The sequence below is a fragment of the Neoroseomonas lacus genome (assembly GCF_014644535.1).
In the GTDB taxonomy this organism is placed as follows: Bacteria; Pseudomonadota; Alphaproteobacteria; order Acetobacterales; family Acetobacteraceae; genus Neoroseomonas; species Neoroseomonas lacus.
Genome location: NZ_BMKW01000007.1, coordinates 54,401 through 67,430 on the forward strand (window position 1 = coordinate 54,401; position 13,030 = coordinate 67,430).

General features: G+C 68.4%; 13 protein-coding genes and 1 pseudogene. 2 read left to right on the forward strand and 12 right to left on the reverse strand.

What is annotated here, in order from left to right; genetic code table 11:
* Positions 1 to 2: 2 nt before the first annotated feature.
* From IEY36_RS14565 to IEY36_RS14605, 9 genes and pseudogenes are all read right to left on the reverse strand, one after another.
* Positions 3 to 884 (reverse strand): glycosyltransferase family 2 protein, encoded by an 882-nt coding sequence (locus IEY36_RS14565; protein ID WP_188967858.1) that lies wholly within the window; start codon positions 882 to 884, stop codon positions 3 to 5.
* Entirely contained in the window at positions 881 to 1,165 is a 285-nt protein-coding gene (locus IEY36_RS14570; protein ID WP_188967860.1) for an acyl carrier protein, read from the reverse strand. Before IEY36_RS14570 ends, IEY36_RS14565 begins: the two co-directional genes overlap by 4 nt.
* A complete protein-coding gene (locus IEY36_RS14575; RefSeq protein ID WP_188967862.1) occupies positions 1,165 to 2,466 on the reverse strand; it encodes a polysaccharide pyruvyl transferase family protein in 1,302 nt (433 codons plus the stop codon). The genes IEY36_RS14570 and IEY36_RS14575 overlap by 1 nt, the downstream gene beginning before the upstream one ends.
* On the reverse strand, positions 2,463 to 4,145 hold the full coding sequence (locus tag IEY36_RS14580; protein WP_188967864.1) for a tetratricopeptide repeat protein: 1,683 nt from the start codon (positions 4,143 to 4,145) through the stop codon (positions 2,463 to 2,465). The genes IEY36_RS14575 and IEY36_RS14580 overlap by 4 nt, the downstream gene beginning before the upstream one ends.
* A gap of 190 nt (positions 4,146 to 4,335) precedes the next feature.
* Positions 4,336 to 4,500, reverse strand: a pseudogene (locus tag IEY36_RS31345) (IS3 family transposase); the annotation flags it as partial.
* 307 nt (positions 4,501 to 4,807) lie between these two features.
* Positions 4,808 to 5,500, reverse strand: coding sequence for an ABC transporter ATP-binding protein (locus tag IEY36_RS14590; protein ID WP_188967868.1), 693 nt, complete (start codon positions 5,498 to 5,500; stop codon positions 4,808 to 4,810).
* The gene (locus IEY36_RS14595; protein ID WP_188967870.1) at positions 5,493 to 6,740 is read right to left on the reverse strand and encodes a lipoprotein-releasing ABC transporter permease subunit; all 1,248 of its coding nucleotides are present in this window, start codon (positions 6,738 to 6,740) and stop codon (positions 5,493 to 5,495) included. The genes IEY36_RS14590 and IEY36_RS14595 overlap by 8 nt, the downstream gene beginning before the upstream one ends.
* A complete protein-coding gene (proS, locus tag IEY36_RS14600; protein ID WP_188967872.1) occupies positions 6,740 to 8,056 on the reverse strand; it encodes a proline--tRNA ligase in 1,317 nt (438 codons plus the stop codon). Before proS ends, IEY36_RS14595 begins: the two co-directional genes overlap by 1 nt.
* A gap of 486 nt (positions 8,057 to 8,542) precedes the next feature.
* Positions 8,543 to 8,806: a DUF1467 family protein gene (locus tag IEY36_RS14605; RefSeq protein WP_188967874.1), complete on the reverse strand. Its 264-nt coding sequence runs from the start codon at positions 8,804 to 8,806 to the stop codon at positions 8,543 to 8,545.
* A gap of 200 nt (positions 8,807 to 9,006) precedes the next feature.
* On the opposite strand from IEY36_RS14605, the gene IEY36_RS14610 reads away from it, so the two are divergent.
* Together IEY36_RS14610 and IEY36_RS14615 are read left to right on the forward strand one after the other, a co-directional pair.
* Complete coding sequence (locus IEY36_RS14610) at positions 9,007 to 9,333, forward strand: hypothetical protein (RefSeq protein ID WP_188967876.1); 327 nt, start codon at positions 9,007 to 9,009, stop codon at positions 9,331 to 9,333.
* An 83-nt stretch (positions 9,334 to 9,416) separates the two neighbouring features.
* Complete coding sequence (locus tag IEY36_RS14615; RefSeq protein WP_188967878.1) at positions 9,417 to 9,605, forward strand: hypothetical protein; 189 nt, start codon at positions 9,417 to 9,419, stop codon at positions 9,603 to 9,605.
* A 12-nt stretch (positions 9,606 to 9,617) separates the two neighbouring features.
* On the opposite strand, the gene IEY36_RS14620 is transcribed toward IEY36_RS14615, so the two are convergent.
* From IEY36_RS14620 to IEY36_RS14630, 3 genes are all read right to left on the reverse strand, one after another.
* Positions 9,618 to 10,493 (reverse strand): SEL1-like repeat protein, encoded by an 876-nt coding sequence (locus tag IEY36_RS14620; protein WP_188967880.1) that lies wholly within the window; start codon positions 10,491 to 10,493, stop codon positions 9,618 to 9,620.
* Positions 10,494 to 10,559: 66 nt separating this feature from the next.
* On the reverse strand, positions 10,560 to 12,206 hold the full coding sequence (locus tag IEY36_RS14625) for a ribonuclease J (protein WP_188967882.1): 1,647 nt from the start codon (positions 12,204 to 12,206) through the stop codon (positions 10,560 to 10,562).
* Positions 12,207 to 12,211: 5 nt separating this feature from the next.
* The gene (locus IEY36_RS14630; protein WP_188967884.1) at positions 12,212 to 13,030 is read right to left on the reverse strand and encodes a type III pantothenate kinase; all 819 of its coding nucleotides are present in this window, start codon (positions 13,028 to 13,030) and stop codon (positions 12,212 to 12,214) included.

The window sequence follows — 13,030 nt, forward strand, 5'->3', positions numbered from 1 at the left end:
GGTCATGCTCCCGGCGTGGTGGCGAGGCAGGCGCCCTGGCGGGCATCGAACAACCAGCCGGGGTCGCGCATGCTGCGCAGCGGCCGGCCGCGCCGCTGCAGATAGAGCCGGCTGCCGGCTTGCAACACCGCCATGGCCGAGGCCGGCGTGCTGGTGGAGAGGCCGCCATGGATCTGGTGGAAGGTCCCCTCACCCAGGATGCGTATCTGCTGCACCCCCGGCAGCGCGCAGGCGCGCAGATAGGTGTCGGGATTCACCACGCCACCACCCGGTTCGACGAACGCCGCATCGTAGCCACCGAGTTCGTCCCACAGCGCGCGCGGCAGAAACAGCGCATTGCTCTCCAGCATCGGCCCGGCGGGCCCGGCACGCAGTTCGCAGGTGGCGACATTGAACAGGCGGTAGCCATCGGCGGGCCAATCGATGCTCGCCAGCAGGTGGTCCTCCGCCGCCTGGTCGTAGCCGTGCCGCGCGCTGTCGAATTGCAGCGAGGGGCCGAGCTGGTAGTTCAGCGTCGCGATCACTGGGCGCGGATGCAGCCGCGCCGCAGCCAGGCAGGCCGCGACCAGGCCCGGCGAGGCCAGTCGGGCGCCATCGATCCAGACACCGACCAAAGCGCCGCGTGCGACGGCCAGCCCTGCATTGATCGCTGCCACCGGCGAGGATGTTGGCCTTGGCTGGCGCAGGAAGCGGATATCGGCATCGAGCCCAGCCGCTGCGCCGTCATCCGGCGGCTGTCGGGAGCCGTTGTCGATGACAATGATCTCCAGCGCATCGCGCGGCAGCCCGGTCTGGTAAGGCGCTGCGAGCGAGCGCAGCGTCCGCGGCAGTTCACGCCCCATCTCGTGGGAGACCAGGACGATCGATGCCGCCGGCGTGCTCACGCCTCCGACACCGCCGGCGGTACCGGATCGCCACCGTCGCTGGCGAAGGCGGCGCAGAATGCGTCGATGCTCGGGTTCTCCAGCAGTTGGACAGGGTCGACCTGGGTGCCGAATTCCTCCTCCATCACCCCGGCCATCACCACCGCCTCGACGCTGTCGAAGCCGTAGGTGTCGAAGGTGCTGTCGGTCGGCACGCCGTCGGGCAGGGTAAGCACCCCGCCTATATAGGCCACCATCCAGTCGCGCAGGGTAGCTTGGTCGCAAGGCAGGCGTCGGTCCATCAGGGGCTCTCAGGCTGGGCGGTGGGTGATGCTGCCGCGGTGGCGCCGGCGGCACGGGCTTCGGCGCGCATCCGGCGGTTCAGGAAGGGTGCCATGGCCCAGGCAGGGCCCTCGGCGGCGACGGCGCCGCACAGCAGTGCCATGGCGAAGGCCTGGCGTTGCGCTGCACGGGCGCCAGGGGCGCCGAAGGCCGTGACGATACGGTCCCAGTGGCGGTCCAGCGCCGTGGTGGCGGCGGCCGGCACGAAGGCCTCACCCGTCGCTGGCTGCCGCTGAGCGGCGACGCGTAGCGCCTCGGACCAGTCGGTGGCCAGGTCCTGCGGCCGCCCGGTCTGGGCAAGAAAGCCGGCGAACTTATTGTAGCGTGGCCGGGCAACCAGCACGCCGGGCACGCCATAGGCGGCGGTGACGATGTAGCCATGCAGCGAGGCGCCGACATACAGTCCGCTATGAGCCAACGCCGCGGTGATCTCGCGCAGGCTGAGCGGGTCGTCCAGCATCAGCAGCGGCGCGCCGATCCGCGCCGCCATCTCGCGCGCCACGGCCGGATCGTCATGGCTCTCGCCGACCGCGACCAGCATCGGTGTCAGGCCCTGCCCCGTCGCGAAGTCGCGTAGCGCGGCACCGAGCGCTGCCTGGTCGATGCCGGCGATCGAGCGGTTGCGCAGATGCAGGGCGAGCAGGCGGGTTTCGGACGGCACGCCCTTGCGCGCCAGCAGCCGACGGTAATCCTCGGCCAGCTGCGCCTTGGGCCACAGCCGCGGCAGATCAGCGATCGGGTCCGGCACCACGGCAATGTCCGCGGCACCCTGCGGGTCGAGCAGGCGCAGACTGCCCTCGTCGCGCACTGAGACATAGGAGGCGGCCTGCAGCGCCGGCGCCAGCAGCCGATGCTGCCGGGCCGAGAAGGGGTGCGGCACGCCTGGCGCATTCCAGGCAAGCGGGATGTCGCGCATCGCCGCCGCCAGCGTGGCGCCGAGCCACAGCCCCGCGCCGCACCAGTTGCCAAGCCCCGCGCCGGCATAATGGTCGAGAAAATCCAGTGAATGGGCGTGGATGATATAGCCGCCGCCGATCAGGATGCCGGCTGCCGGCTGGCGCGACGCATCCATCATGGTGTCGATGTCCACCGTTGGCAGGGCATCGGAGAAGGCCGCGCGGCTGCCGGCGGGGGCTACCGGGAGCAAGTCAAAGCCGACCTCAGCCAGCCGTTGGCGGGCGACCAGCGGAAACAGCAGGTCGCCGTAGTTATTCATGTCGAACATGCCGGAGACCAGCACGGTGCCGGGCGCCTGCGTCACGCTGCCACCTGGTCCGGCAGCGCCGCGTCGAGGATCGCCAGAAAGCTGCCGCTGGCGATGGCGTGTTCAATGGCGAAGTGATCGGCGCAGCCGGGTTCAGGGTGCAGCCGGACATTGGCCAGCGGCTCCAGAAGCCGGGCGACGGCGACATCCGGCGCGAAGTCGGCGCCGAAGCATTGATGCACTTGCGTGGCCGGGGCCGCGCGGACCATGCGGACGATGTCGGGATCCGCCGCGGTGAAGCTGGCGAATAGCGAATCCCGGGTGCCGCGGGCAGCGCCCGGCGGCGCTTCGTCCTCCGTGGCGTCGGCGCCGAGATTGACCGGCCCGGCGAAGGAGATCGCGGCCCGTGCGTGCAACTGGGTTGCGGCGCGGATGGCGGCGACCCCGGCGATGGAGGAACCCATGGTGACGACCGGCACGCCAAGCCGGCGCGTCATGGTCTGGAGCGCGTCGATCATGGCCGTGTGGTCGGCGCCGAGGGCGCGGACGCCGCTGGTGAACGCGCGATGATTGCGGTCGCGCAGATAGATGACATTGACCAGGCGTTGCCGCAGCAGCCCGTCGGCCAGTCCGAAGGGCAGGTAGCCCAGGCCGCCGGCGACGGAGGAGAACAGAATGATGGTCGCCACGGCGCCAGGCTGGGGAAGCAGCTGGACGTCGTCGTCGCAGGCATTGCTGACGGCTCGTGGATTGGCCCAGTGTTCGGGTGGATACGCGGCCAAGGCCGCGGCCAGTGGCGCCGCCATGTGGCCAACCGTGGCCGAGGCCGCCAGGGCCTGCAACATGGCCAGGGTCGGCCCGGCATCGGCATGACGCAGGCTGGCGATGGCGTATTGGAACAGCCAGCGGTCGTTGCCCGTCAGGGCCTCCTGTCGCGTCGAGAGCGCGGCGAACAGCTTGCGGTCGACCTCACCAGGCAACGGACAGCGATTGTAGCGGAACAACAGCAGCCAATCCTCGGGCCAGCGCAGCAGCGCCGTCTGCAACTGCGCGATCACCTCGTCGAGCCGGTGCAGGAACAACGCGGCCTGGATGCTGCGGCGGGCGAATTCGACGCGATCGGGATGCCGTGCCTGCAGGTCGCGCGCGAGGCCGTAGGCAGCCTCGAACCGCGCCGCCGCGAAGTGCAGATCGAGTTGAATGAGCTGGGCTTCGTCGGTCATCGGGCCGAGCCGGGCAGCCTCGGCGAACAGGGCCTCCGCCGCCGGTCGATCCTTCTGGCGGTAGCGCAGCACGGCCAGCTTGAGCAGGACAAACCGGTCGTCCGGATGCTGGCTCAGCAGACTGCGCAGATACGCCTCGCGACCGGCGACGTCCGGGATACTGGCGGTCGTGACCGACAACAGCCCGAGCCGCGTCCGCTCGGGCGCCGTGCCGCCCCATACGCTGGCCCGGAAGTCGCCGCGCGCTTCCTCCTGCCGCCGCTGCCGGAGCAGCAGCTCAACCAAGCGTACCGCGGGCCAGGGATTGGCCGGGTGCTCGGCCTGGGCAGTGCGAAAGCAGGCAGCGGCGTCATCGCCCCGCCCGGTGGCTTCCAGCCAGCTTCCCTGCAGAAGCTGAAGCCGCAAATCATGCGGCCAGCGCAAGCGGGCGGCGAGAATGCGCGCTCCAAGGTCCTCCTCGCCCGCCCCCTGCTGCTTGAGCTGTTGCTCGATGGCGGCGATCTCATCTGCCATCGGGATGGCGGCAGGCTGGTTCCCGGCCCAACCCTTAGCATTCCGCAATGACTCACCGTCCTGCATGGAAACTTTCATGAATCGGGATAAACGTGTTGCGTGTAGAACTAACCCTTAGCTCGATGCAGCAAAGGGGTTAAGTCGGTAAGAGTCTGGTTGAGAATTTAGCCGTGGGTTTGAGTTGCCCCCATCAAACCGGACAAGCGGTTTGGGTTGCTGACTGATCAGCGATGAACTCGCGCGGCGAGCGCATGCGCACGCCGCTGTGAGAGTGGATGGTGCTGTAGTCCTCGAACCATTCGGCCAGGCGCTGCAGGACGGAGATAGCGTCTGGCCGTGGGTTCACGTTGACGTAGTCGAGCGTCATGTCGCGGACCATCTCGCCGCTGATGCCGCCGCCGGAGGCGGCGACCCAGGCCATGACGTCGCGGTCAAGTGGGTATGCATATTCAAACCACCCCACCAAAGGGCAGTGCCCTTTGGAATGCCGTCTATTGGTACGGCGCAGAATGGGGGTGCTGCCACCATGAAGCGCCGCCGAGCGCAAATGCGGGCCCCTGCGCTGATTGCTCGCGGGGCGCCCAGTATCAAGTATGCGCTTCTGAAGGCCTCAGGCCCTTGGTGGGATGAGGTTTGGAGAGGGGCGACACCCCCCTCCGTGGTCAATCCTCGCCCACAACGGGAACGACCCGCCCCTCGGCGAGCGTCACGATCCGGTCCATCCGCCGCGCCAGTGCCGGGTTGTGCGTCGCGACCAGCGCGGCGACGCCATGCCCCCTCACCTGCTCGAGCAACTCCGCGAAGACCCGGTCCGAGGTTCCGACATCGAGGTTCCCGGTCGGTTCGTCGGCGAGCAGGATGCGCGGGCGGTTGGCGAGCGCACGGGCGATCGCCACGCGCTGCTGTTCGCCACCCGACAGCTTGCCGGGGCGATGGCTCTCTCGCCCGGTCAGGCCGAAGGCGGCGAGCAAATCGCGCGCCCGCGCCAAGGCATCGCGTCGCGACGCGCCGGCCGCCATTTGCGGGAGCGCGATGTTCTCCTCAGCGGTGAATTCCGGCAGCAAATGGTGGAACTGGTAGACGAAGCCGATCGTCGTGCGGCGGATCGCGGTGCGGCCATCGTCGGAGAGTGAACCGGCGGCGCGACCATCGACGAAGACCTCGCCGGCATCAGGCTTTTCCAGCAGGCCGGCCAAATGCAGCAGGGTGGACTTGCCGGTGCCCGAGGGCGCGACGAGCGCGACGATCTCGCCCGCGGCGATGTCGAGGTCGGCACCGCGCAGCACCGGCAGGTCGCCGGCTTCGGAGCGGTAGCGGCGCTCAACGGCAGCGAGGCGCAGGGGGGCGTCACTCATTGCGCAGGGCCACCACCGGGTCGGTCTTGGCCGCGCGCCAGGACGGGTAGAGCGTCGCCAGCAGCGACAGGAACAGCCCCATGCCGACCACCTGGGCGACCTCGTTGTAGTCGAGGATCGCCGGCAGGCGGGTGAGGAAATAGACCTCGGGACTGAACAACTCGGTGCCCGAGAGGCGTTGCAGCGCCTGGCGGATGCTCTCGATGTTCCAGCAGAACACCACGCCGATCAGGAAGCCGATCAGCGTGCCAAGCACGCCGACCGAGGCGCCGCAGAGCAGGAAGATGCGCATCACCGCGCCACGCGTCGCGCCCATGGTGCGCAGGATGGCGATGTCGCGGCCCTTGTCCTTCACCATCATGATCAGCGAGGAGACGATGTTGAAGGCGGCGACGACGATGATAAGCGTCAGGATCAGGAACATAACGTTTCGTTCGACCTGCACCGCGTTGAAGAAGGACGAGTTCGCATCCTGCCAGGACAGCACCCGGATGGGTGCACCGGCACGCTCGCGAATGTCGCGGACGATCGAGCGCAATCGCGTCGGGTCTTCGACAAAGACTTCGATCTGCGTCGCCGCGCCGGGTTCTCGGAAGAACAGCTGGGCAGCCTGCAGCGGCAGATAGACGAAGCTGCTGTCGTATTCGTTCATGCCGACTTCGAACAGCGCGACGACACGATAGCCCTTCACCCGCGGCACCGTGCCGAACACCGTGGTGCGGCCCTGCGGCGAGACCAGCGAAATGGTGTCGCCCACCGTGACCCGCAGGCGGTTGGCCAGGCGGGTGCCGATGACGATGGCGTCCTCGCCTTCGAAATCCGCGAGGCTGCCGAGCCGGATGCCTTCGGCGATGATGCGCTTGGCGCGCAGGTCATCGGGCTTGATACCGCGCGCGAGGCCACCGGCGGCACCGCCGGCCTCGGAGGTGACGAGCACCTGGCCCTCGACGATCGGCGTTGCCGCGACGATGCCGGGGATGGCGCGGATTCGGTCGGCGACCGCGTCATAGTCGCGGAACGGGCCTTCGGCGGCGTAGATGCCGAGATGGCCGTTCAGGCCGAGGATGCGGCCGAGCAGTTCGGCGCGGAAGCCGTTCATCACGCTCATGACGATGATCAGCGTGGCCACGCCGAGGGCGATGCCCACCAGCGAGAAGATGGCGATCACCGAGACGAAGCGTTCGCCCTTGCGCGCACGCAGGTAGCGAAAGGCAATGGCCCGCTCGAAGGCGTTGAACATCAGGCGCCGCGGATCTTGGCGATGGCGTCGTCGAGGGAGAGTTCCACGCGTTCGCCGGTGGCGCGGCGCTTCAATTCAACCTTGCCGGCGGCGGCGCCGCGCGGGCCGATGATGGCCTGCCAGGGGAAGCCCATCAGATCGGCATCGGCGAATTTCTCGCCGGCGCGGGCGCTGCGGTCGTCATAGACGGCGTCATCGCCGAGGCGAGCGTAGAGGTCTTCGCACATCGCGTCCGTTGCCACGTCGCCGGGGCGCAGGTTGAGGATGACGGCCGCCCAGGGGGCGACGGCGTCGGGCCATTTGATGCCGGCCTCGTCGTGGTTCGCCTCGATCAGCGCGCCTACCAGGCGGGAGACGCCGATGCCGTAGGAGCCCATTTCCGGTACGATGGTGGTGCCTTCCGGGCCGGCGAGGGTCAGGCCCATCGCGGCGGAATACTTGGTGCCGAAATAGAAGATGTGGCCGACCTCGATGCCCCTGCCCTCTCTGCGGCGATCCTCGGGCACCGCGGCCCAGGCGGCGGTATCGTGCATCTCGTCCGTCGCGGCGTAGGAGGCGGTGACGCCGTTGAAGAAGCCTTCCAGGCCGGTGACGTCGTCGGTCGAGACATCGGTGCCGGCCCAGTCGGTCGTCTCATAGGTCGCGTCGTAGAACACGCCGCTCTCGCCCGTTTCGGCGAGGATGATGAATTCGTGGGAGAGGTTGCCGCCGATCGGGCCGGTGTCGGCGCGCATCGGCACGGCGGTCAGGCCCATGCGCTGGAAAGTGCGCAGATAGGCGAGGAACATCTGCCGGTAGGAATGCTGTGCGCCGGCCTGGTCGATGTCGAAGGAATAGGCGTCCTTCATCAGGAATTCACGGCCGCGCATGACGCCGAAGCGCGGGCGCACCTCGTCACGGAATTTCCACTGGATATGGTAGAGGTTGCGCGGCAGGTCGCGATACGACCGGGCGAAGGATTTGAAGAGTTCGGTGACCATTTCCTCGTTGGTCGGGCCGAAGAGCATCTCGCGCTCATGGCGGTCGCGGATGCGCAGCATCTCCTTGCCGTAGTCGTCGTAGCGGCCCGATTCCTTCCACAGCTCGGCGGGCTGGATGGTCGGCATGAGGATTTCCTGCGCGCCGGCGCGGTCCTGTTCCTCGCGGACGATCTGCTCGACGCGGCGCAGCACGCGCAACCCGGCCGGCAACCAGGCATAGATGCCGGCCGAGGTCTGCCGGATCAGCCCTGCGCGCAGCATCAGGCGATGCGAGGCGATCTGCGCGTCGGCGGGGGTTTCTTTCAGCGTGGGCAGGAAGGCGCGGGAGAGGCGCACGGGCGGTCCTTTGCGACGGTCGTCGGCGGGAACCTACTGGCGGTGGCGCGAGGCTGAAAGGGGCCAGCGCGCCGTGACGGTCTCCACATGGTCCCGGGACGGGCCTTCATGACGGCGGCAAGGCCAGCCGGTCACAATGACTGGGACGATGCCCGAGCTGACTTGGTAAGAATGCTGCGATTGCGAAGGGTCTGACGACAGAAAAATACACAATCAGCGTGAGATAGCATGCTTTCCGCTTGCCTTCACGTCAGCGGAAGCTCTAGAAAAAGAAAGGGCCGCGCCCCAAAGGTCGCGGCCCAAGTTTAGGGAGGAAACGCCAGTCACACGGCAGGAAGAGAACCAATCTCTTCCTGAAAATAAGAATGGCCGCACACGGCCCTGGCGACAACGAAAAATACCGCAACGCAGGATGAAAAAAGCGGCGCTGAACCGCATCCTGCGTAAAAGCGGAGCAAATCCGCCAACTGGATGCCACATTACGCATCACGGCGCCGGTAGCGCAAAGGTCCCGCTGCGGAAGGAGAGCCAGTCGCTCTCGACCAGCGCGAAAATGCCCAACCAACCGATGCCCGCGACGATCGTCGTCGCGATCGCCTTGCGCAACAGATGCGTCGCGGCCGGCGTGCCGCGCCATCCGCCATCGGCCGGGTTGCTGTCGGATACCGGGCGCGTCCCGATCGGCAGGATGCAGAACAGAACCGTCCACCAGACCAGCAGGTAGACGACAACTCCAGTGAACCATGTCATGGTAAATAGGTGCAGCGTTTTCGGGACGCGCGCCAGAGGGCCTGAGTCATTTGGCGCGCTCCGGCCGTAAGGAACAGTCCAGATGCCGCAGATCGCCCGTATTCTCCCCTCCTCCCGCATCATCCTGCTGATCGGCGGTGTCGCGTTCGCGACTGTGCCGTCTCTGCTGCCGATCTTTAACGCCGGCGCCCAGGCCGCCGGTGGTGGAGGTGGTGGCGGCGGAGGTGGTGGCGGCGGAGGTGGCGGCGGTGGGGGTGGTGGCGGCGGAGGTAGCGGCGGTGGAGGTGGTGGCGGCAACGGCGGCGGAAGCGGTGGCGGGAACGGTGGTGGCGGCGGCAATGGCGGCGGACACGGGAGTAGCGGTGCCGGCAACGCCGGCGGACATGGGAGCGGCGGTCCCGGCAATGCCAGCGGCAACGCCAGCAACAGTGGCGGGCTCGGCTCCGGGCGCGGCGGCCCTGGCAATGCGGAGCGCGGTGACCCCGGTCACGATCGCGGCGCAGTCGCGAGTGCCCTCGGCGCATTGAACGCGGCGCACGCCTCCGCGACCGCGCGGGCCAATGCCGCACCAAATTCCCGTGTCGGGCAGATCGCCTCCTATGAACAGGCGATGCTAAGCGCGCTCGCCCTGCCGGCCTTCACCCCAACGCAGGTCGCCTACCGCAACAGCGCGATCGCCTCGGCGAGGGCGCAGGAACTCGACGACGCAGCGAACCGGCCGCTCAGCGCGGCGGTCGTTGCCCGGGTCGACAGCCTGCTCGGCCTGCCGCCCTCCGATCCTCGGCTGGGGGTCAGGTGACCGCGAAGGAACTCAATGCGCGCTGGCCCTGAGCCGGTCGATCACCACGGGATCGTAGGGCCCGGCGGCGTTGAGCCCCTGGCGCCGCGCGAAATCCACCAAAGCGGCGCGCGTCTGCGGCCCGTCGAGCCCATCGACAGGCCGGTTCCACGCGCCGGTCCTCGACAGTGCCGACTGGGCAAACCGGACCAGCGGCCGATCCACTGGCGTCACCGGGCCTTGCGCGGTTTCCGCGGCGATCCGCGCCGCGGCTTGTGTGGCCTGCGCCGGCGGCACGCGGGGCTGAAGCGCCAGCCGATAGCGTTGCGCCGCCGCGACCCCACGCCGCTGCGCGAGCGCGATGCGCGCCAAGGCCTCCGCCTCATCGGCCGCAGTCCCGATGCCGGCCACCTGCAATAGTCCCATGGCGAATTGCGCCTCCGGCAGGCCGCGTTCAGCGGCGCGCTGGAACCAGACGGCCGCCCAGGCCGGCTCGGCCGGCGTGCCGTCGCCGGCTTCGATCAGCCGGGCCAGGCGATACTGGGCCTCCGGCGAACCCTGCTGCGCAGCGCGATGGAGCCAGGGAAGCGCCGCCGCCGCGTCGCGTCCACTATCCGTTCGAAACAGATGGCTGCCGGCGACCAGCATCTGGGCATCGGGGTCACCGAGTTCCGCCGCCGCCTCGATCAGCTGCGACGCCCGCGCCGGATCGGCTGGGATGCCGCGCGGCGGGTTCATCGCGCGCAGGCCGTCCCGCTGGAGCCTGGCGGCCTGGGCCCGCTGCTGCGCGGTGGGGAGCGGCGGCGGTTGGCTCGGCACCGGCGCGCCTCCGGCGATCAGCGCGCAGCCACCGAGCCAGGCAACAAAGGCTGGCAGCATCAGGTGACGAAGCAGTCCGTCTCGACGCATGACCCTGACGACCTCCCGACGAAAACTGTGCCGAATCGAGGTCGCAAAGGCCAGCATCGGGCACCGTCAGATGCGCAGCAGATGCACCTCGACCATCGGGCGCTTGCGTAGCCGCTTGCCCACCGCCTTGCGCAGCGCCGAACGCGCGGCCTCGCGCAGTTGGTCGTCCTCGCGCTTCAGCGCCGCCGGCAGGTCGGCAATGGTGCGGCGGAACTCGGCCGCGATCAGCACCGGGTCCGCGTCCCCCACCTCGAACAGGCCGGGGGCGGAGATCTGCGGTTCGCCGAGTACCCGCCCCTGCGCATCGACGGCGAGCGACGCCACCACCATGCCGTTGAACATCATGCGCCGGCGGGCGGCCAACAGCGCGCCGTCGATCGGCAGCAGGCGGTCGCCATCGATCGCCAAGCGCCCGGTGGGGACACCCTCCACCACTTCCGGCCGGTTGCCCGACAGGCGCAGCATGTCGCCATCCTCGATCAGGAAGGGGATGGCGCCGCAGTCGCGCGCCAGGGCGCCATGTTCCTGCATGTGCCGCCATTCGCCATGCACCGGCACCGCATAGCGCGGCTTCACCAGGGCATAGAGCCGCTTCAGCTCGTCGCGCGCCGGGTGGCCCGAGACGTGGACCATGTGGTCGTCATCGGTCATCACCCGGCAGCCGCGCCGCGCCAGGCCATCCTGTACGCGCTGAATCGCCTTCTCATTGCCCGGAATGCGGCGCGAGGAATAGATCACGGTATCCCCCTCCCCGAGCGCGATGTTGGGGTGGGTGTCCTCCGCGATCTTGGTCATCGCCGAGCGCGGCTCGCCCTGGCTGCCGGTGCAGATCAGCAGGATCTCGTCATCGGGCAGGTAGCCGGCCTCATCCTCGGGGACGAAGGCGGGAATGGACTTCAGGTAGCCGCATTCGCGCGCGGCAGCCTCGATATTGCGCAGCGAACGTCCGAACAGCGAGACCTGCCGGCCGGCCGCCCGGCCAGCCAGGGCGATCGATTCGATCCGCGCGACATTGGAGGCGAAGCCGGTGACCGCCACGCGCCCGGTCATGCCCCGGATCAGCGCGGCGAGGTTGCGCCGGACATCGGCCTCGCTGCCCGAATGGCCCTCCACCATCGCATTGGTGGAATCGCAGACCATGGCGAGCACGCCTTCCTCGCCCAATTTGGCGAAGGCGTCCTCATCGGTGCGCGGGCCGATCAGCGGGTCGGGGTCGAGCTTCCAGTCGCCGGTATGCAGCACCGTGCCGTGGCGGGTGCGCAGCACCAGCGCCTGGGATTCCGGGATGGAATGCGCCACCGGCAGGTATTGCAGGTCGAAGGGGCCGAGGGTGAAGCGCGCGCGGGGCTGCGTCACCACCAGCGGCACTTCGTTCAGCAGGCCCGCTTCGGCCAGCTTGCGCGTCAGCACCGCGGCGGCGAAGGGCGTCGCATAGACCTTGCAGCGGAACTGCCGCCACAGATGCACCACGGCGCCGATATGGTCCTCATGCGCATGGGTGATCACCAGCCCGACCAGCCGGTCGCGCCGATCGGCCAGCCAGGCAGGGTCGGGCACCATCACATCGACTTCGGGATTGTCGTGGCCGGCAAAACCAAGGCCGCAATCGACGGCGAGCAGTGCATCGTCGCAGCGATAGACACTGAGGTTCATGCCGATCTCGCCCGTCCCGCCCAGCGGGAGGAAGGCAAGGTCGCCGGAGACGGCGTTCATCGTGTTCAGTCTGAATCCGATCTCAGGGGGTCGCGCAGGGCGCTGTGGTGGAAAACAGGTACGGGGTTACGGTCCGCGAGCAGGCGCAGGCCCTCAAGGGTGATGTCGGGGTCTGTCTTCTCGATGACAAGGGTCCCCTCGGCAAACAAGGAGGCGAGGCCGCCGGTAGCGACGACTTTCAGCGGACCACCATACTCTGCCTTGATGCGGGAAATAATACCCTCAATCAGCCCGACATAGCCCCAATAGATGCCTGATTGCATCGCCGGCACGGTGGAACGGCCGATCACCGCCTGGGGACGGCCGATGCCGATGCGCGGCAGGCGGGCGGCGGCACGGTGCAACGCCTCGATCGACAGGTTGATGCCCGGCGCGATGACGCCGCCGAGATAGGCACCGTCCGAATCGACGACGTCGAAGGTCGTCGCGGTGCCGAAATCGACCACCACCAGCGGGCCCTTGTAGTGGGTGTGGCTGGCCAGCGCGTTCAGCAGGCGGTCGGCGCCGACCTCATTGGGCTGGTCGACGCGGATCTCGAAACCCCAGTTGAGATGCGCGCGCGCGATCAGCGGCTCGGTATCGAACCAGTCCCGGCAGAGCCGGCGCAGATTGTACAGCGCCGCCGGCACCACCGTGCCGATGACGCAACGCGTGACGTTGTTGGCGTTGATCCCGGCATGCTGGAACAGCGCCAGCAGCCAGACGGCATATTCATCGGAAGTGCGATCGGTGCGGGTGGCGATGCGCCAGCGGCCGAGCCACTCCTTCCCGTCGTGAACGGCGAAGACGACGTTGGTATTACCGGCATCGACGGCGAGCAGCAT